Annotated in this window: 19 protein-coding genes; 1 reads left to right on the forward strand and 18 read right to left on the reverse strand. The window is 71.2% G+C overall.

Going from position 1 to position 18,064, the window contains the following annotated elements:
• The 18 genes from BG452_RS34960 to arc all read right to left on the reverse strand — a co-directional run.
• On the reverse strand, window positions 1-981 hold a 981-nt coding region (locus BG452_RS34960), incomplete at its 3' end, for an FAD/NAD(P)-binding oxidoreductase (protein ID WP_317621376.1).
• A gap of 124 nt (window positions 982-1,105) precedes the next feature.
• Window positions 1,106-1,426: a (2Fe-2S)-binding protein gene (locus BG452_RS34965; RefSeq protein ID WP_317621370.1), complete on the reverse strand. Its 321-nt coding sequence runs from the start codon at window positions 1,424-1,426 to the stop codon at window positions 1,106-1,108.
• A gap of 34 nt (window positions 1,427-1,460) precedes the next feature.
• Entirely contained in the window at window positions 1,461-2,621 is a 1,161-nt protein-coding gene (locus tag BG452_RS34970; RefSeq protein WP_317621371.1) for an FAD-dependent oxidoreductase, read from the reverse strand.
• A 119-nt stretch (window positions 2,622-2,740) separates the two neighbouring features.
• Window positions 2,741-3,634: a twin-arginine translocase subunit TatC gene (tatC, locus tag BG452_RS34975; RefSeq protein WP_188308397.1), complete on the reverse strand. Its 894-nt coding sequence runs from the start codon at window positions 3,632-3,634 to the stop codon at window positions 2,741-2,743.
• A gap of 193 nt (window positions 3,635-3,827) precedes the next feature.
• Entirely contained in the window at window positions 3,828-4,130 is a 303-nt protein-coding gene (gene tatA, locus BG452_RS34980; protein ID WP_188308363.1) for a Sec-independent protein translocase subunit TatA, read from the reverse strand.
• Window positions 4,131-4,363: 233 nt separating this feature from the next.
• Complete coding sequence (locus BG452_RS34985) at window positions 4,364-4,540, reverse strand: hypothetical protein (RefSeq protein ID WP_159398379.1); 177 nt, start codon at window positions 4,538-4,540, stop codon at window positions 4,364-4,366.
• A gap of 29 nt (window positions 4,541-4,569) precedes the next feature.
• Window positions 4,570-4,776, reverse strand: coding sequence for a hypothetical protein (locus BG452_RS34990; protein WP_223243171.1), 207 nt, complete (start codon window positions 4,774-4,776; stop codon window positions 4,570-4,572).
• 27 nt (window positions 4,777-4,803) lie between these two features.
• Complete coding sequence (locus tag BG452_RS34995) at window positions 4,804-5,760, reverse strand: helix-turn-helix transcriptional regulator (RefSeq protein ID WP_188308365.1); 957 nt, start codon at window positions 5,758-5,760, stop codon at window positions 4,804-4,806.
• Window positions 5,761-5,833: 73 nt separating this feature from the next.
• The gene (locus BG452_RS35000) at window positions 5,834-6,808 is read right to left on the reverse strand and encodes a helix-turn-helix transcriptional regulator (protein WP_188308366.1); all 975 of its coding nucleotides are present in this window, start codon (window positions 6,806-6,808) and stop codon (window positions 5,834-5,836) included.
• A gap of 199 nt (window positions 6,809-7,007) precedes the next feature.
• On the reverse strand, window positions 7,008-7,391 hold the full coding sequence (locus tag BG452_RS35005; RefSeq protein WP_188308367.1) for an FKBP-type peptidyl-prolyl cis-trans isomerase: 384 nt from the start codon (window positions 7,389-7,391) through the stop codon (window positions 7,008-7,010).
• Between the two features lie 178 nt (window positions 7,392-7,569).
• On the reverse strand, window positions 7,570-8,892 hold the full coding sequence (locus BG452_RS35010; RefSeq protein ID WP_188308368.1) for an FKBP-type peptidyl-prolyl cis-trans isomerase: 1,323 nt from the start codon (window positions 8,890-8,892) through the stop codon (window positions 7,570-7,572).
• A 217-nt stretch (window positions 8,893-9,109) separates the two neighbouring features.
• The gene (locus BG452_RS35015; protein ID WP_188308369.1) at window positions 9,110-10,099 is read right to left on the reverse strand and encodes an FKBP-type peptidyl-prolyl cis-trans isomerase; all 990 of its coding nucleotides are present in this window, start codon (window positions 10,097-10,099) and stop codon (window positions 9,110-9,112) included.
• A gap of 128 nt (window positions 10,100-10,227) precedes the next feature.
• Window positions 10,228-11,589: a Pup--protein ligase gene (gene pafA, locus BG452_RS35020; RefSeq protein WP_188308370.1), complete on the reverse strand. Its 1,362-nt coding sequence runs from the start codon at window positions 11,587-11,589 to the stop codon at window positions 10,228-10,230.
• 112 nt (window positions 11,590-11,701) lie between these two features.
• The gene (gene prcA, locus BG452_RS35025; RefSeq protein ID WP_188308371.1) at window positions 11,702-12,463 is read right to left on the reverse strand and encodes a proteasome subunit alpha; all 762 of its coding nucleotides are present in this window, start codon (window positions 12,461-12,463) and stop codon (window positions 11,702-11,704) included.
• A 95-nt stretch (window positions 12,464-12,558) separates the two neighbouring features.
• Entirely contained in the window at window positions 12,559-13,401 is an 843-nt protein-coding gene (gene prcB / locus BG452_RS35030; protein ID WP_188308372.1) for a proteasome subunit beta, read from the reverse strand.
• A 162-nt stretch (window positions 13,402-13,563) separates the two neighbouring features.
• Complete coding sequence (locus tag BG452_RS35035) at window positions 13,564-13,782, reverse strand: ubiquitin-like protein Pup (RefSeq protein WP_188308373.1); 219 nt, start codon at window positions 13,780-13,782, stop codon at window positions 13,564-13,566.
• Window positions 13,783-13,965: 183 nt separating this feature from the next.
• Window positions 13,966-15,477 (reverse strand): depupylase/deamidase Dop, encoded by a 1,512-nt coding sequence (gene dop / locus BG452_RS35040; protein ID WP_188308374.1) that lies wholly within the window; start codon window positions 15,475-15,477, stop codon window positions 13,966-13,968.
• A gap of 226 nt (window positions 15,478-15,703) precedes the next feature.
• Window positions 15,704-17,470 (reverse strand): proteasome ATPase, encoded by a 1,767-nt coding sequence (gene arc / locus BG452_RS35045; protein WP_188308375.1) that lies wholly within the window; start codon window positions 17,468-17,470, stop codon window positions 15,704-15,706.
• Window positions 17,471-17,754: 284 nt separating this feature from the next.
• Between arc and BG452_RS35050 the strand changes: the two genes are divergently transcribed.
• Window positions 17,755-18,060, forward strand: a complete 306-nt coding sequence (locus BG452_RS35050; protein ID WP_188308376.1) for a ferredoxin — start codon at window positions 17,755-17,757, stop codon at window positions 18,058-18,060.
• Window positions 18,061-18,064: the final 4 nt, after the last annotated feature.

Genomic DNA, 18,064 nt, shown 5'->3' on the forward strand with positions numbered 1-18,064 from the left:
GTGCGCGGCCAGCTCCCCCTCGGCGAGCGCGAGGTCCGCCCCGCCGACGCCGTTGGTCTCCCCGGCGGACCACAGGCCGGGGACGGAGGTGCGCAGCCGGGCGTCGACCCGCAGCGCGACCGCGCCGTCCGGTCCGGCGAGGGTGTCCGCGCCGAGTTCGGTGGCCAGGTCGATCTGCGGCAGCAGCCCGTGGCCGACGGCGAGCGCGTCGCAGGCGATCCGCCGTTCGGTGCCGGGCAGCGGCCGCCAGGAGGCGTCCAGCCGGGCCACGGTGACGGCGGTGACCCGCTCCGTCCCGTGCGCCTCGACGACGGCGCTGCGCGGCCGCAGCCGTACGCCGTGCCGCAGCAGCGCTCCACCGTGCCCGGCGCCCTCGACCAGCTTGGCGGGGACGGCCGCCAGCACGCCGGGGCGCCGGGCGTACCCGAGGTAGCCGCTCGCCTCGACCACCGCCGGGACGTCCGCCCCGGCGCCGACCAGCGAGGAGGCGGCCGCGAGCAGCAGCGGCCCACTGCCGGCCACCACGATCCGCCGCCCGGGCAGCACCAGCCCGGCCTTGAGCATGGCCTGCGCGCCGCCCGCGGTGACCACCCCGGGCAGGGTCCAGCCGGGGAACGGCAGCTGCCGCTCGTACGCCCCGGTGGCGAGCAGCACCGTCCGGGCCCGGACGGTGTCCCGGTCGGCGGCCTGCGGCCCGCGGGTGACGTGCACGGCGAAGCCGTCCGCGGTCCGCTCCAGCGCCCACACCTGGTGGCCGCCGCGGAAGTCGGCCCCGGGCTGGCCGGCGAGCCGCGCGGCCAGCCCGGTGTACACCGACCAGCGGTGGTGCAGCCGGTCCGGCCGGGTCGCACCGAGCCCGGGCGCCGGGTGCCGGTAGTACTGCCCGCCGGTAAGCTCCGCGCCGTCCAGCAGCACGCAACGCAGCCCGAGTTCGGCGGCGGTGACGGCGGCGGCCAGCCCGGCGGGCCCGGCCCCCACCACGGCGAGGTCGTACGGCTCGTACGGCTCGTACGGCTCTGACGGCTCTGACGGCTCAGACGGCTCGTAGGACCCAGACGGCCCGGAGGGTTCGTACGACCCGGACAACCCGGACGGCTCGTACGGGTCAGACGGCGAGGTCGGCACGGCCGTGGCCCTCCTGGGTGGTGACGACGGTCCCGGGTTCGGCGGGCAGCAGGCACAGCCGCTGGTTGGCCCGGCCGTCCACGGTGGCCAGGCAGTCGAAGCAGGCGCCGATCCCGCAGAACGCGCCGCGCGGGCGCCCGCCGGTCCGGGTGGTGCGCCAGGCGAGCACGCCGTCGGCCCAGAGCGCGGCGGCGATCGACTGCCCGGGCAGGGCGCGGACGGGCCGTCCGTCGAACTCGATGTGGTGGCCGGGCCCGGGCTCGGCCCCGACCAGCCCGGCGGGGGTGCGGCGACGCGTCACCGGCTTCTCCATTCCAGAGGTCCTGAACAAGGTCTCACCCCGCCGGGAACCGGTCCGCCCGGAACGGCGCGAGGTCCAGCTCCGGCCGTTTCCCGGTCAGTTGCTCGGCGATCAGCAGCCCGGTGCCGGGCGCCAGCCCGATCCCGGCGCCCTCGTGCCCGCAGGCCTGGTACAGCCCCGGCACCCGGGGGTCCTCGCCGATGGCGGGCAGGTGGTCCGGCAGGTACGGGCGGAAGCCCCGGTAGGTGCGCATCACGGCGACGTCCGCGAGCACCGGGAACAGCTGGGCCGCCTCGGCGGCCAGCCGGCCGATCGCCGCGTGGGAGAGGGTGCGGTCGAAGCCGACCCGCTCCCGGCTGGCCCCGATCAGCACCGGTCCGCCCGGGGTGCCCTCGATCACCGAGGAGGTCTGCAGCCCGGCCGCGCCGCTGGCCACGTCGGCGACGTAGTCGGCGGAGTAGACCTTGTGCCGGACGACCCTCGGCAGCGGCTCGGTGACCAGCACGAAGCCGCGCCGGGGCAGCACCGGGAGGTGCACTCCGGCCAGCGCGGCCAGTTCGGCGCCCCAGGCGCCGGTGGCGTTGACCACGGCGGGGGCGGCGAGCCGGCGCCGGGTGGTCCGGACGCCGCGCACCGCGCCGTCCGGGCCGCGCTCCACGGCCGTCACGTCCTCCCCGGTGAACAGTTCGGCGCCCATCCGACGGGCTTCGCGCAGCAGGTGGGCGGCGGCGAGCGCGGGCTGCACCTGGGCGTCCTGCGGGTAGTGGTAGCCGCCCGCGAGCCCGGGGGCGAGGTGCGGCTCCAGCTCGTGCAGCCGCTCGGCCGGGACCTCCTCGGCGGTCACCCCGGCCGTGGCCTGCCCGGCGGCGAAGGCCCGCAGCGCTTGCTGCCCGGCCTCCGTCGAGGCGACCACGACGCCGCCCTTGGGCTCGTACTCGACGGCCGGGCCGAGGTCCTCGGCGAGTTCGCGCCAGAGCCGGACGCTGAGCAGCGCGAGGTCGAGTTCGGGCCCGGGTTCCTTGTCGGAGACCAGCAGGTTGCCCTCGCCCGCGCCGGTGGTACCCCCGGCGACCGACCCGCGGTCGACGACGGCGACGGCGAGTCCGGCGCGGGCGGCGTAGTACGCGCAGGCGGCGCCGACGACTCCGGCGCCGACCACGACGACGTCCAGCGGAGGTGTCCAGGTCTTCAGCACGTCAGTAATATGTCACATGCCATCAACCCTGCCAAGAGCGCGCCAGAGCCGGGACAGCGGAAGGCCCTGGTCCCCGCACGAAGCCGGGGACCAGGGCCGGAAGGCTCACCGCAGCAGACTCAGGTGATGTCGTCCATCTGCTCCCGGCGCGCACTCGGCACCGGCGCGGCACTCGCCGCCGGGGCCGCGGAGGCCTCGACCGACTCCGTATCCGCCACCGGCTGCACCGTGAGGTCGACGTGCGAGGCCTCCTCGTCGTCCAGGTCGGCATCGGGGTTCTTCCGGCGCTTGCGCCGGTCGTTGAACAGCGCGATGGCCACCGCGAGGAAGTACAACGCCCAGATCGGCGCGGCCAGCGCGAGCATGCTCAGCGGGTCGGCGCTCGGCGTGGCGAAGGCCGCGAACACGGTGATGCCCATGACCATCCCGCGCCACCAGCCGAGCAGCCGCTTGCCGGTGACGATGCCGACCATGTTCAGCATCACCAGCAGCAGCGGGAACTCGAAGGCGAGGCCGAAGACCAGCACCATCCGGGTGGCGATGTCGAAGTAGTCCTCGGGCGGCAGGATCGGGGTGGTGCCGTTCGGGGTGAACGAGATCAGCACCTGCACCGTGGTCGGCAGCGTCAGGATCGCGCAGCCCACACCGGCCAGGAACAGCGGCGCACCACAGGTCATGAAGATGACCGTGTACTTCTTCTCGTGCTTGTGCAGACCGGGAGCCACGAAGGCCCACACCTGGTACAGCCAGACCGGCACGGTGCCGACCACGCCCGCCGTCAGCGACACCTTGAGCATCCAGGTGAAACCCGCGGTCAGCCCGATGTTGGAGACCTGCGCGCACTTGTTGTGGTACTTCTCCTGCCGCTCCGGCGTGCACTGCGGCAGCGGCTCCAGCAGGAAGTGCTCGATCTGCTTGTGGTAGATCGCCGCGATGACGGTGATCACCACGATCGCCAGGACCGACTTGACCACGCGGTTGCGCAGTTCCCGCAGGTGGTCGGCGAGGGCCATCCGCCCCTCAGGATCCTTGGGCGCCTTCTGCGGCGCCTTGGAGAGCTTGCTCAACCCCGGTCCTCAACTCGTGCGTCGAGGCCCGCCGGTCGACGGGCCTCCGTGGTCGCGCGCGGCACGCGCACCGTGTACGTCGGGTACGACGCACGCGGTGCACACCGCGGGTGCGTCGCGTACGTCACCGGCACTGCGCTCAGTGCGGGCGGTCGCCGCCGGGCGCGCCCTGCCCCGCACCGGGCTCGGCCACCGGCCGGGCCGTCGCCGAGGCCCCCGGAGCGGACTGGACGGTCCTGGCCGTCGGCTCCGCCGAGACCTGCGGCCGGGCGGGCGGCGCACTCCCGTCCGGCTCGTCGTCCGAGCGCATCGCCTTGGCCTCGCTCTTCAGGATCCGCATCGACTGCCCCAACGAGCGTGCCAGCTCGGGCAGCCGCTTGGCCCCGAACAGCACGATGGCAACCACCGCGACCAGCACGATCGCGGTCATCGAGAAGCGCATGCGCCGACCACCTTCAGCATCCGCGGCCCGGCGGGCCGCCCGCCGCGGATGGTAACCGCTGCGGATGACGCCACGACGACGGCCGCCCGAACAGGACAGCGGCCCCCGGTTCGCAGTTCAGGAGCCACTTGAGAGCGTAACCCGCCCCTACCTCCGCGCAGCAGCCCCCGTACCACCCGTGCCCCGGCTGTGCTAACGGTCCGACCGGACCGACGGCCGCCGCGCCGGCGGACCTAACGGCCGGGAACGGCCTCGGCCAGCTCCCCCGCCGCCTCCGCCAGTGCCCGGGAGGCCGCGTCCACGCCCTTGGCGAGCGCCCGTACGTCCAGCCAGAGCCGGATCGCGAGGACCCCGAGGACCAGCAGGCCCGCGGTGGCGAGCAGGACGGCGGCGACGAGCATCCAGGACATGCGCCCACCCTATACGGGGGCCACCGGGGTCATCCCTCCGCCCGCACGAGCCGCATGGTGCGCACCCCCGCCGCGGTGAGCGCCTCGACGATCTTCTCCCCGGCCGCCTTGCGCACCGCCGCCCCGCACAGCGGGCAGCCGAAGCTGTAGTGCGCCTGCGCCGGGGTCCGGCCGAGGGTCAGCCGGAACTCCTCGGCCGGGAGTTCGACCTTCTCCCGGCACTGCGAGCAGTACACCTTGAATCTCGTCCCGGCCTCCACCGCTCAGACCTGCCCCTCCCCGTAGGCGGCCAGCGCCTCCCGCGCGGCCGAGCGCGCCTGCTCCGCCAGCTCGGGCGGCGAGACGATCCGGCCGTCCCGGCCCAGCCGCAGCGCCAGCGGGCGCAGCTGGGAGGGGTCGGCGCTGCGCAGGGTGATCCGCAGTCCGCCGTCGGCCAGTTCCTCGGCCCGGTCGTGGGTGTAGTACTCGGCGACCCAGCGGCCGCCGGAGGAGACCTCCACCACCACCTCCGGGTCGTCCGCCGCCGGGTTGACCAGCCCGCCGCTGAGGTCGCGCGGCTCGCGCCGGGGCGGGTCGGCCGGGACGTCCAGGACGCGGATCTCGGCGACCCGGTCCAGCCGGAACATCCGGTGGTCCTCCGAGGTGCGGCACCAGGCCTCGAGGTAGGTGTGGCCCTCGGTGAGCAGCCGGATCGGGTCGACCTCGCGCTCGGTCATCCCGCCGCGCCCGTGCGAGTAGTAGCGCAGCCAGAGCCGGCGGCCCTCGCTGAGCGCGCGGTCGATGTCGGCGAACACATGGCTCTCCGCCTCGAAGGTGACCCCGACCCGGGCGCTGCCCTCGGCGCTCTCCCCCGCGGCGTTCTCGATCTTGGCGACGGCGCGGGTGAGCGCCTCCCGGTCCCCGGCCCGCAGGCCCGGCAGTCCGGCCACCGCCCGGGCGGCGACCAGCAGCGCGGTGGCCTCGTCGGCGGCGAGGCGCAGCGGCTGGGCCACGTCGTCGACGTTGTGCCACCAGATCCGCTCGCCGTCGGTGTCGATGTCGAGCAGGTCGCCGCCGCGGAAGCTGGTGCCGCACATCGGCAGCACGTTGAGGTCCCCGATCAGCTCGCGCTCGCTGATCCCGAACGCCCGGGCCACCTCGGCGACCTCGGCCCCGGGCCGCTCGCGCAGGTAGGTGACCAGCGACAGCATCCGCCTGGTCTGGTCAATGGCGTTACTCATGCGTCCACCTCGCTGCGCTCGGCGGGCGCTTCGCACAGGAGGCACCTTCCGACGGTTCGCTCGCTTCGCTCACTCACGCGCCCACTCCTTCAAGCCCCGCGACCGCCCGCAGCCGGTCGACCACATCCGCCCGCAGCTCCTCCGGCCCGAGCACCAGCACGTCCGGCCCGAACTCCGCCAGGTCGGCGCCCAGCCCGTTGCCGTACGGGATCTCCAGCTCGTCCCAGGCCTCGTCGACCCGGGTGCTGCCCAGCGCCTTGGTGCGCAGCGGGAAGCCGGCGCCGCGGCGGACCCGGACGGTCGCGGTGGCGGTGGCCCCCTCACCGGCGAACTTGGCCACGGTGGCGCGGACGTCCACGTGCTCCGGCACCGTGCCGAGGAAGGCTCCGCCCTTGGCCTTCACCTTGCCGGTGATCCGGCTGAGCCGGAACACCCGGGCGTCGCCGCGGTCCCGGTCGTACCCGGCCAGGTACCAGTGCCCGCGCCAGCACTCCAGCGCCCACGGCTCGACGCTGCGCTGCTCGACGGCGGCGGCGCCGGCCTTGCGGTACTCGAAGGTGACCGGGCGGCGGTCCCGGGCGGCGGTGAGCAGCGGCTCGAACGCGGCCTCCCGGGCGGGGATGCGCGGCTCCAGGGCGGTACGGCCCTCGGGCTCGGTGAACGGCACCCCGGCCGCGCGCAGCTTCTGCAGCGCCCCGCTGGCGGCGCCGGACATCTTGGCCTGCTGCCAGACCCTGGCGGCCAGGGTCAGCGCGGCGGCCTCCTCGGCGTCCAGCGCGATCTCCGGCAGCCGGTTGCGGTCGGGGCGGGCGAGGTAGCCGAGTTCGCCGTCCAGCGCGCTCTCGTCGACGTCGATCACCAGGCCGAGCTCGCGCAGGTCGTCCTTGTCCCGCTCGAACATCCGGTTGAAGGCGTCCTCGCTGCTGTTCTGCCAGGCTTCCCGGTACGCCTCGATGGATTCCCGCAGCTCCTTCTTGGAGAGCGGACGTCTGGTGTTCATCAGGCACAGGGCGAGATTCATCAGCCGCTCTGCCTTGGCGATCGCCATCGCTGACCCTTCCGGTGTGCCGCGCCGCGCGCGGGGTGCGCCAACCGGGCGATCCTCACCCGGCGGGACCGACCGTACCGGTAGCGGTACGCACTGCAAAAGCCGCGTCCCGGGCCCGGTCCCCACGGGGTGCCGTTCGGGCCCGGAAACGGCCTCGGGCCGGGCCCCCGAAGGGGTCCGGCCCGAGGTCGGAGCAGCCTCAGACGGCCAGCAGGTCGACCACGAAGATCAGGGTCGAGTGCGGCGGGATCGCCGAGGTCGGCGACTGGGCGCCGTACGCCAGGTGCGACGGGATGGTCAGCTCGCGACGACCGCCGACCTTCATGCCCACGACGCCCTGGTCCCAGCCCTTGATGACCCGGCCGCCGCCCAGCGGGAAGCGGAACTCGTTGGGGCTCCGGTTCCAGCTCGCGTCGAACTCCTCGCCGGTCTCGAAGGTCACGCCGACGTAGCGGACGCTGACGTTCTGACCCGGCTTGGCCTCGGCACCGTCACCGACGACGATGTCGCGGATCTGCAGCTCGGTCGGAGCGTCGCCGATCGGGAAGTCGATCTCGGGCTTCTCGTTCAGGTTCACAGCCATGGTCCCTCTTCTCACGTTTCGCAATTCCCTACACGACCAAGCGGCGGACGCCCGCACCCGGTCCACCCGACCACAAGGTACGGGGAGGACCACGGTACGGGCGCCCGCCGCCCGTCAGGACACGGCCACGCGGCCGGCCCCGAAGGTCACACGCACACCATTGTCACCCGAAAGCGGGTCAGCCCTGACCGGCGTCCAGGATGTCCACCACGAAGACCAGGGTCGCGCCGGGCGGGATGTCGCCCTGGCCCTTGTCCCCGTAGCCCAGCGAGGCCGGGATCACCAGCTCGACCCGGCTGCCGACGGTCTGGCCGACCAGCCCCTGGTCCCAGCCCTGGATGACCTGGCCGCCGCCGACCGGGAAGGAGAACGCCTGGCCCTTGCTGAGCGAGGAGTCGAAGACCTTGCCGTCCTTGGCCAGCGCGCCGGTGTACTGGACGACGACCTTCTCGCCCTTCTCCACCGCCGGCCCGGTGCCCTTGATCAGGACGTGGGTCTTCAGCTCGGTCGGGTCCTTGGCGCCGGCCACCGGGGTGATGTCCGCCGGCTTCTTGCCGTTGTCCTTGACCTGCGGGAAGTCCGCCGGCGGCGGGGTGACGGTACCGCTCACCACGGCGTCGGGCGCGTTGGCGTTGCGGACGTCGATCACGAAGATCAGGTTGTCCTTGGGGCCGATCGACATGTCCGGCTTGCCCTGGGAGCCGAAGCCGGCCGCCGGCGGGGCCACCACCAGCAGGCGGCTGCCGGCCTTCTTCCCCATCACGGCCTGGTCCAGCGCGGGGATCAGCGAGTCGGTGCCCGCCTGGAAGATCTGCGGCTTGCCGTTGTTGTCGTACGAGCTCGGGATGTCCTTGCCGGTGTTCCAGTCCTTGGCGGTGTAGTCCACCGAGGTCCAGGTGTTCTTGTCCACCTTGGGGCCGGTGCCCTCGGACAGCACCTTCACCACGAAGGAGCCGTCGGAGGCCTCGCCCGGCACCTGGATCTCGGCCTTCTTGCCGAAGTCACCGGTGACGGTCGGCAGCACCTTGGCGCTGTCCTTGATCGGCGGGACCGGCTCGGCGGTCGGCGTGGGCGGCGCGGACTTCGTCGCGTCGGGCTGGGCCGCCGCGGAGGTGTCCTTCGAGGAGTCCTTGTTCACCATGTACAGCGTCACACCGCTGCCGACCAGCAGCAGGGCGATCACCGTGCCGAGGATCACGCCCAGCTTGCCCACACCGGGCGGGTTCTCGTCGTACCCGGCCTCCGAGCTGTCGGCCTTGCGCACGCTGCTGGCGAAGATCTGCGGGGCGTCGTCCTCGTCGTTCTTGGACCTGCCCGTCGCACGCGGCTTGTCACCGGGCTGCGCCCAGCCGGCCTGCTGCGCGAGGATCGCCGGGGGAACGACGATCGACTCGCGGTCCGCGGCGATCTGGCCGCCGGGACGGGAGGCGGCCGGGTCACCCGCAGAGCTGTCGTTAGCCGCGGTGCCGGCCCCGCCCGGGCTCGGCGTCTTCTCAGTCATGACTCCCCATCCATCTCGCCACGAGGTCTTCCAGGTCTGCGCCCGGCGTGGTGAGCGCCGGCCTGTCGCCGTACCCGTCCGCCCCGGACCCCGGCGCCGGGCGGCGCCTGCCACAGTGCGAGGGCAGTATGACAGCTCAGGATGAGGGCGGACGCTTCGTTGTACGAGCGTCCGCCCAAGCGTACGGAATTCTCCCGGCGACTTCCTAGACCGCCCGCTAGACCGCTTCGAGAATGTCGATCACGAAGACCAGCGTGGAGTTCGGCGGAACCGAGCCCTGCGCCTGGTCCTTGTACCCCAGCGCCGGGGGCACCACCAGCAGCACCCGGCTCCCCACGTTCTGCCCGACCAGGCCCTTGTCCCAGCCCTCGATCACGCTGCCGGTGCCGATCTGCACCGCCTGGGCGCCGCCGTGGGTCCAGGAGGCGTCGAACTGCTGCCCGTTGCTCCACAGCACCCCGGTGTACTGCACCACCAGGGTCTGGCCGCTCTTGACCTGCTTGCCCTCGCCCTTGATCAGCACCGCCTGCTGGAGGTCGGTGGGCGCGGCCTGCCCGGCCGGGATGGTGATCCCCACCGGCGCCTTGCCGTTGTCCTTGACCTGCGGCAGGGTCGCGGCCGGCTGGGTCATGGCCCCGGTCAGGGTGGAGTCCTGCGGCAGGGCCTCCACGATGTCCAGCACGAACACCACGGTGTCGCCCTTGTTGACGCCCAGCTGGGTGGAGCCCTGCTCGCCGAAGGCCGCCGCCGGCGGGGCCACCACCAGCAGCCGGGTGCCGACCTTCTTGTCGATCACGGTCTGGTCCAGCGCGGGCACCAGCTGCCCGCTGCCCGCCTGGTAGAGCTGCGGCTTGCCGTTGTCGTCGTACGAGCTGGGCAGGTCCTTGCCGGTGGTCCAGTCCTTCGCCGTGTAGTTGACGGTCACCCAGTCGCCCTTGTTGACCGTCGACCGCTCCCCGTCGGTCACCGTGTTCACCACGAACTGGCCGCTGGGCTGCTGGCCCTCGGGGATGGTGATGGTGGCCTTGCTGCCGAATCCGCCACCCGAAAGAGTGGGCATCGGGGAGGCCTCGCTCACCGGCGCCGGCACGGTCGGGGCGGCAGTCGCCGTGGACGGCGTCGCCGGGCCGGCCGCCTTGGGCGAGCTGCTGCAGGCGACCGCCAGCAGCAACGGCAGGGTGAGAAGCAAACCGGCGGTGCGGCGCACGGTGGTCCTAACTGTCGGTCGAAGTCGGCTCCCCCGAATCGACGGACAGCGTATGCCCGGCATGCGTCCGGCCCCGGTAGACACCACCGGGGCCGGTCAACGCGTGGATCACGGCGCACGCCTCACGGTCACATGCCCGCGATCAGCTTCTCCACCCGCTCGTCCACCGAACGGAACGGGTCCTTGCACAGGACCGTGCGCTGCGCCTGGTCGTTCAGCTTCAGGTGCACCCAGTCCACCGTGAAGTCCCGGCGCTGCTCCTGCGCCCGGCGGATGAAGTCCCCGCGCAGCCGGGCCCGGGTGGTCTGCGGCGGGATCGACTTGGCCTCGAAGGTCTTGAGGTCGGTGGTCACCCGCTTCGCCTGGCCCTTGCCCTGGAGCAGGTAGAACAGGCCGCGGCGGCGGTGGATGTCGTGGTACGCCAGGTCGATCTGGGCCACCCGCGGGTTGGACATGCTCATCTGGTGCTTCTCGCGGTAGCGCTCGATGAGCTTGTACTTCATGATCCAGTCGATCTCGGTGGCCACCTCGTCCAGCCGCTCGGTGCGGACGGCCTCCAGGGTGCGGCCCCACAGCTCGAGCACCTGGGCGATGGTCCCGGTGTTGATCCCCTTGCGGTCGGCGAACTCCAGGGCCTTGGTGTAGTACTCCTCCTGGATGTCCAGCGCGCTGGCCTCCCGGCCGTTGGCGAGCCGCACCTGGTGGGTGCCGGTGAGGTCGTGGCTGACCTCGCGGATCGCCCGGATCGGGTTCTCCAGGGTGAGGTCGCGCATCACCACGCCGGCCTCGATCAGCCGCAGCACCAGGTCGGTGGAGCCCACCTTGAGCAGGGTGGTGGTCTCGGACATGTTGGAGTCGCCGACGATCACGTGCAGCCGGCGGTAGCGCTCGGCGTCCGCGTGCGGCTCGTCCCGGGTGTTGATGATCGGGCGGGAGCGGGTGGTGGCGGAGCTGACGCCCTCCCAGATGTGCTCGGCCCGCTGGCTGACGCAGTAGACCGCGCCGCGCGGGGTCTGCAGCACCTTGCCCGCGCCGCAGATCAGCTGGCGGGTCACCAGGAAGGGGATGAGCACGTCGGCCAGGCGGGAGAACTCGCCGTGCCGGGCCACCAGGTAGTTCTCGTGGCAGCCGTAGGAGTTGCCGGCCGAGTCGGTGTTGTTCTTGAAGAGGTAGACGTCCCCGGCGATGCCCTCCTCGTGCAGCCGCCGTTCGGCGTCCACCAGGAGTCCTTCGAGGATCCGCTCGCCCGCCTTGTCGTGGGTGACCAGCTCGGTCACGTCGTCGCACTCGGGGGTGGCGTACTCGGGGTGGGAGCCGACGTCGAGGTAGAGCCGGGCGCCGTTGCGCAGGAAGACGTTGCTGCTGCGGCCCCAGGAGACGACCCGGCGGAACAGGTACCGCGCGACCTCGTCCGGCGACAGCCGCCGCTGCCCGCGGAACGTACAGGTCACGCCGTACTCGTTCTCCAGCCCGAAAATCCGGCGGTCCATGAGCACTCCTATCTGGTCGGAGCTGTCCGAAACCGCCTCCACGACGTCGTGCGTCGCAGGGGCACCGGAGTCCCGTGCGGCGATCGTCTCGGCGCACGGGACTCCACAGGCACTACTCGTTCGACGGCGGGGTGGCCGCCGGCTTCTCCTCGTCGTCCGCCTCGGCGGACTGGTCCCCGTCGAGCAGCCGGCTGAGCTGGTTGCCCAGGATCCGCTTGAACTTGCGCTGCTGGAACCGCTGGCGGTCGAGGACCGCGACCTCCAGCTGTTCCGGGGTGAGGGCGCGCGGGCTGCCCCCGTTGGGGTCGCGGGCGAGCGAGTCGACGGCGACCTTCACCGCCTCGGTGAGGCTCAGGCCGACGCGGTGGCGCTGGCCCAGGTAGTTGCCGATCGAGTCGGCGTTGCCGCCGACCACGACGTAGTTCTTCTCGTCGACGACCGAACCGTCCGGCGTGAGCCGGTAGATCTGGTCGTTGTCCGCGGTGCGGCCGACCTCGGCGACGATCAGTTCGACCTCGTACGGCTTCTCGCCGACCGAGGAGAAGATGGTGCCCAGGGTCTGGGCGTACACGTTGGCCAGGCCGCGGGCGGTGACGTCGGCCCGGTCGTAGGAGTAGCCGCGCAGGTCGGCGTAGCGGACGCCGCCGATGCGCAGGTTCTCGAACTCGTTGTAGCGGCCGACCGCCGCGAAGGCGATCTTGTCGTAGATCTCGGAGACCTTGTGGAGCGCCCTGGAGGTGTTCTCGGCGACGAAGACGATGCCGTCGGCGTAGGTGAGCACGACCACGCTGCGGCCGCGCGCGATGCCCTTGCGGGCGTACTCCGCGCGGTCCGCCATGGCCTGCTGGGGCGAGACGTAGAACGGTGTCGACACCGGCGGTCGTCCCTTTCCTGTGAGGTGATGGCTCAGGGGGCGTCTGGTGGAACTCTGCCGGGTCCGCCTGGGCCGACAAGATCCACAAGACCTCCCTACATCAGCGGGGCCTGCGGGCCGTTGGGCCGGGTCAGACGCTCGTCCGTGATGGCGATCGCGATCTCCGCGACCTCCGCGTCGGTGAGCCGGCGGAAGCCGTCCGCGGTGATCAGCGAGACGATCGGGAAGATCTTGCGGGCCAGGTCAGGGCCGCCGGTGGCGGAGTCGTCGTCCGCCGCGTCGTAGAGCGCCTGGACGACCAGGGTGACGGCCTGGTCGGCCGTCAGGTCATCGCGGTAGAGCTTCTTCAGGGAACCGCGGGCGAAGACCGAGCCCGAGCCGGTGGCGGCGAAGCCGCGCTCCTCGGAGCGCCCGCCGGTGACGTCGTAGTTGAAGATCCGGCCGCGGCCGAGGTCGACGTCGTAGCCGGCGAACACCGGGACCACCGCGAGGCCCTGCATCGCCATGCCCAGGTTGCCCCGGATCATGGTGGTGAGCCGGTTGGCCTTGCCCTCCAGGGAGAGCGTGGTGCCCTCGATCTTCTCGTAGTGCTCCAGCTCCAGCTGGAACAGCCGGACCATCTCGATCGCGAGGCCGGCGGTGCCGGCGATGCCGACCGCGCTGTACTCGTCGGCCGGGAACACCTTCTCGATGTCGCGCTGGGCGATGACGTTGCCCATGGTCGCCCGGCGGTCACCGGCGATCACCACGCCGCCGTCGAAGACCGCGGCCACGATCGTGGTCCCGTGCGGGGCCTCGACCACGGCCCCCCCGGGGAGCCCGCGGAGGCCGGGGAGCAGCTCCGGCTTGTGCTCGGCGAGGAAGTCGAGGAACGAGGAGGACCCCGGGGTCAGGAAGGCAGCCGGTAGACGCCCGGTGCCACGAGTGTTGGCTTCCACACGATTCCTTCCAGGTAGCTTGAAGCGCGCCTTGCCCGCACCCTACCCGCCGACGATCAACGTCCACGCGTGGAGGGGCCGGTGCCGGGACGGCCGGGCGGACAACGCCGCCCGACCGTCCCGGACGGTCACGACCGTGAATTCCCGATGACCGGGGACGGGCTATTGCCCGCCCTTCTGAACGAATCCCCGGACGAAATCCTCGGCGTTCGACTCGAGCACTTCGTCGATTTCGTCCAGCACCGCGTCGACGTCGTCGCTCAGCTTTTCCTGGCGCTCCTTGAGGTCCTCGGAATTCTGGGTTTCCGCGACCTGCTCCTCGACCTCCTCGGAGGAACGGTTTGCCCGCTGCTGGCCGCCGCCGGTGTCCTTGCTCGCCATTTCCCTCACCCCGCTCGAATCGTCTGGCACGGTTTGGTCGGTCGGTCGTTGCCGGTTGGCACCGACCCTATACACAAGGTGCGACTACCGCTCCCGGTTTGCCGGTGGCGCTTCCTGTCCAACACCCGCTGCCACCCCGGATGATTCCCATTCGGCGGACGTTCACCCGTGGTGATCGAAAAGTTACCCGCCGGCCAGGACGCGCAGCAGGTCCTCCGCCGTGCGGCAGCGGTCCAGCAGCTCCTTGACGTGGTTGCGGGTGCCGCGCAGCGGCTCCAGCGTGGGCACCCGCTGCAACGAGTCCCGGCCCGGCAGGTCGAAGATCACCGAGTCCCAGGAGGCCGCCGCGACGTGCTCCGCGTACTGCTCCAGGCAGCGCCCGCGGAAGTACGCCCTGGTGTCCTCCGGGGGCTTGGTGACGGCCCGCTCGACCTCCTCCTCGGTCAGCAGCCGCTCGAACCTGCCGCGGGCCACCAGACGGTTGTAGAGGCCCTTCTCGGCCCGTACGTCGCTGTACTGGAGGTCGACCAGGTGCAGCCGCGGGTTGTCCCAGTCCAGGGCGTCCCGACTGCGGTAGCCCTCCAGGATCTCCCGCTTGGCGATCCAGTCCAGCTGCTTGGAGAGCGACATCGGATCGCGCTCCAGCCGCCCCAGCACGTCCTCCCAGCGGGCCAGCACGTCCATGGTCTGCTCGTCGGCGTCGGTGCCGAAGCGGTCCTCGACGTACTTGCGGGCCAGTTCGAAGTACTCCAGCTGCAGTTGGACGGCGGTGAGCTTGCGCCCGTTGCGCAGGGTGATCAGGTGCTTGAGGGTCGGGTCGTGGGAGACCCGGTGCAGGGTGCGCACCGGCTGGTCGACGGCGAGGTCGGAGGCGATGAAGGAGTCCTCGATCATCGCCAGGACCAGCGAGGTGGTGCCCAGTTTGAGGTAGGTGGAGATCTCGGAGAGGTTGGCGTCCCCGATGATCACGTGCAGCCGGCGGTACTTCTCGGCGTCGGCGTGCGGTTCGTCCCGGGTGTTGATGATCGGGCGCTTGAGGGTGGTCTCCAGGCCGACCTCGACCTCGAAGTAGTCCGCCCGCTGGCTGATCTGGAAGCCGTTCGACGAGCCGTCCTGGCCGATGCCGACCCGGCCGGCGCCGGTGACCACCTGGCGGGAGACGAAGAACGGGGTGAGATGGCGGACGATGTCGGCGAACGGCGTCGACCGCTTCATCAGGTAGTTCTCGTGGGTGCCGTAGGAGGCGCCCTTGTTGTCGGTGTTGTTCTTGTACAGGTGGATGTTCTGCCCGTTGGGCAGCTCCAGCGCGCGTTGCGCGGCGGCGGCCATGATCCGCTCGCCGGCCTTGTCCCACAGCACGGCGTCGCGCGGGTTGGTCACCTCGGGCGAGCTGTACTCGGGGTGCGCGTGGTCCACGTAGAACCGGGCCCCGTTGGTGAGGATGACGTTGGCGAGGCCGATGTCCTCGTCGGTCAGCTGGCTGGCGTCCGCCACCTCGCGCGCGAGGTCGAAGCCCCGCGCGTCGCGCAGCGGGTTCTCCTCCTCGAAGTCCCAGCGGGCCCGCCGTGCCCGGTGCATCGCCGCCGCGTAGGCGTTGACGATCTGGGACGAGGTGAGCATGGCGTTGGCGTTGGGGTGCCCGGGCACGGAGATCCCGTACTCGGTCTCGATTCCCATCACGCGCCGTACGGTCATGCGGCCCTCCTTGCCCGGTGCGCCGCCCCCGACGGACGGAACACACTGACTTCCGCTGGACAACACCGGCGCCGGACGTCTGCCCGCGGACGGTGGGTCGAGCCTATTTCCGCGCCGACCGGCGGGCCCCCGAGACGCGCCGTCCGGCTGCGGGGCCGCGAGGCGCCACAGCCGGACGGTGTGCGTACAGCTCCGGGGACCGCTGGCGGCCCGGACAACCGCGTGCTTACAGGTACTGCCCCGTGTTGGCGACAGTGTCGATCGAGCGACCGGACTCGGCGCCCTGCTTGCCGGTGACCAGCGTGCGGATGAAGACGATCCGCTCGCCCTTCTTGCCGGAGATGCGGGCCCAGTCGTCCGGGTTGGTGGTGTTGGGCAGGTCCTCGTTCTCCTTGAACTCGTCCACGCAGGCGGCGAGCAGGTGGGAGACGCGCAGACCGCGCTGACCGTGGTCGAGGAAGTCCTTGATGGCCATCTTCTTCGCGCGGTCGACGATGTTCTGGATCATGGCGCCGGAGTTGAAGTCCTTGAAGAACAGGACCTCCTTGTCACCGTTGGCGTAGGTGACCTCCAGGAAGCGGTTCTCCTCGGTCTCCGAGTACATCCGCTCCACGACCGACTGGATCATCGCCGCCACCGTGGCCCCGACGGAGCCGTCGTGCTCCTTGAGGTCGTCCGGGTGGAACGGCAGCGAGTCCTTGAGGTACTTGGAGAAGATGTCCTTCGCGGCCTCGGCGTCCGGGCGCTCGATCTTGATCTTGACGTCCAGCCGGCCGGGCCGCAGGATCGCCGGGTCGATCATGTCCTCACGGTTCGAGGCGCCGATGACGATGACGTTCTCCAGGCCCTCCACGCCGTCGATCTCGGCGAGCAGCTGCGGGACGATGGTGTTCTCCACGTCCGAGCTGACACCGGAACCGCGGGTGCGGAACAGCGACTCCATCTCGTCGAAGAAGACGATGACGGGCGTGCCCTCGCTCGCCTTCTCCCGGGCCCGCTGGAAGACCAGGCGGATCTGCCGCTCGGTCTCGCCCACGTACTTGTTGAGCAGCTCGGGGCCCTTGATGTTGAGGAAGTAGCTCTTCCCCTGGGGGCGGCCGGTGACCTCGGCGACCTTCTTGGCCAGCGAGTTGGCGACCGCCTTGGCGATCAGCGTCTTGCCGCAGCCGGGCGGGCCGTAGAGCAACACGCCCTTGGGCGGGCGCAGCTCGTACTCCTTGAAGAGGTCGGCGTGCAGGTACGGCAGTTCGACCGCGTCGCGGATCAGCTCGATCTGGTTGCTCAGGCCGCCGATCTGCCGGTAGTCGATGTCCGGGACCTCCTCGAGGACCAGCTCCTCGACCTCGGACTTCGGCACCACCTCGTACACGTAGCCGGAGCGGGGCTCCAGCAACAGGGCGTCCCCCGCCCGGATGGTGACCTCGCGCAGCGGTTCGGCGAGGCGCACCACGCGCTCCTCGTCGGTGTGGCCGACGACCAGGGCGCGTTCGCCGTCCTCGAGGATCTCCTTGAGGGTGACGATCTCGCCGATGCGCTCGAAGGCCATCGCGTCCACGATGTTGAGGGCCTCGTTGAGCATCACCTCCTGGCCGCGCCGCAGTTCGTCGAGGGCGACGTTCGGACTGACGTTGACGCGGAGCTTGCGACCGCCGGTGAAGATGTCGGCGGTACCGTCCTCGTTCGCCACGAGGAAGGTGCCGAAACCGGCCGGGGGCTGTGCCAGCCGGTCCACTTCCTCCTTGAGGGCCACGATCTGGTCGCGGGCCTCGCGCAGGGTGGAGGCGAGTCGTTCGTTCTGGGCGGTCACGCCGGCCAGGTTGGTCTGGAGCTCGACGATCCGCTCTTCGAGGATTCTCGAATTGCGCGGCGAGTCGGCGAGCTTGCGGCGCAGTACGGCGATTTCCTGCTCAAGGTACGAGACCTGAGCGGCCTCGTCGGAACCACGAGCGGGCCTGCCGGTGCTGCGGTTGTAGTCGTCATCGTGGGCTGCCACGGTCCTCACCTCCTCCGGGGAGCTGGACGCTTCCAGACCCTACCTGGGACCAGGGGTCCGTAAACCCCTAGATCAAGAAAGATGGAACGGGCGTGTCCGATCTTCGCCCCAGCGTGCTTCCCCTCTGCTAAGGGGATACCCACCGCTCACCACCCAAAGCGGGCCAGATGTATCGTCGAGCGAAGTGATATCCGATCGCGACCGCGGTGCTGGGTCCGATCGTTGTACGAATGGCGGGATTGCTCCAGGAATAGGGGCGACCCGGGACAGAAACGGCAGGGGACATGTCGGTGACCGAGCAGACCGCGACGGCGGGCGAGGAGCTGGAGGTGTGGATCGACCAGGATCTGTGCACCGGCGACGGCATCTGCGTCCAGTACGCACCCGAGGTCTTCGAGCTGGACATCGACGGACTCGCGTACGTCAAGGGCCAGGACGACGAACTGCGCCAGCAGCCCGGGGAGACCGCCCCGGTGCCGCTGACGCTGCTTCAGGACGTGGTGGACTCGGCCAAGGAGTGCCCCGGCGACTGCATCCACGTGCGCCGGGTCACCGACCGGGTCGAGGTCTACGGACCGGACGCCGAATAGCCGT

It is taken from the genome of Streptomyces sp. CBMA123, from assembly GCF_014596465.1.
GTDB lineage: Bacteria > Actinomycetota > Actinomycetes > Streptomycetales > Streptomycetaceae > Kitasatospora.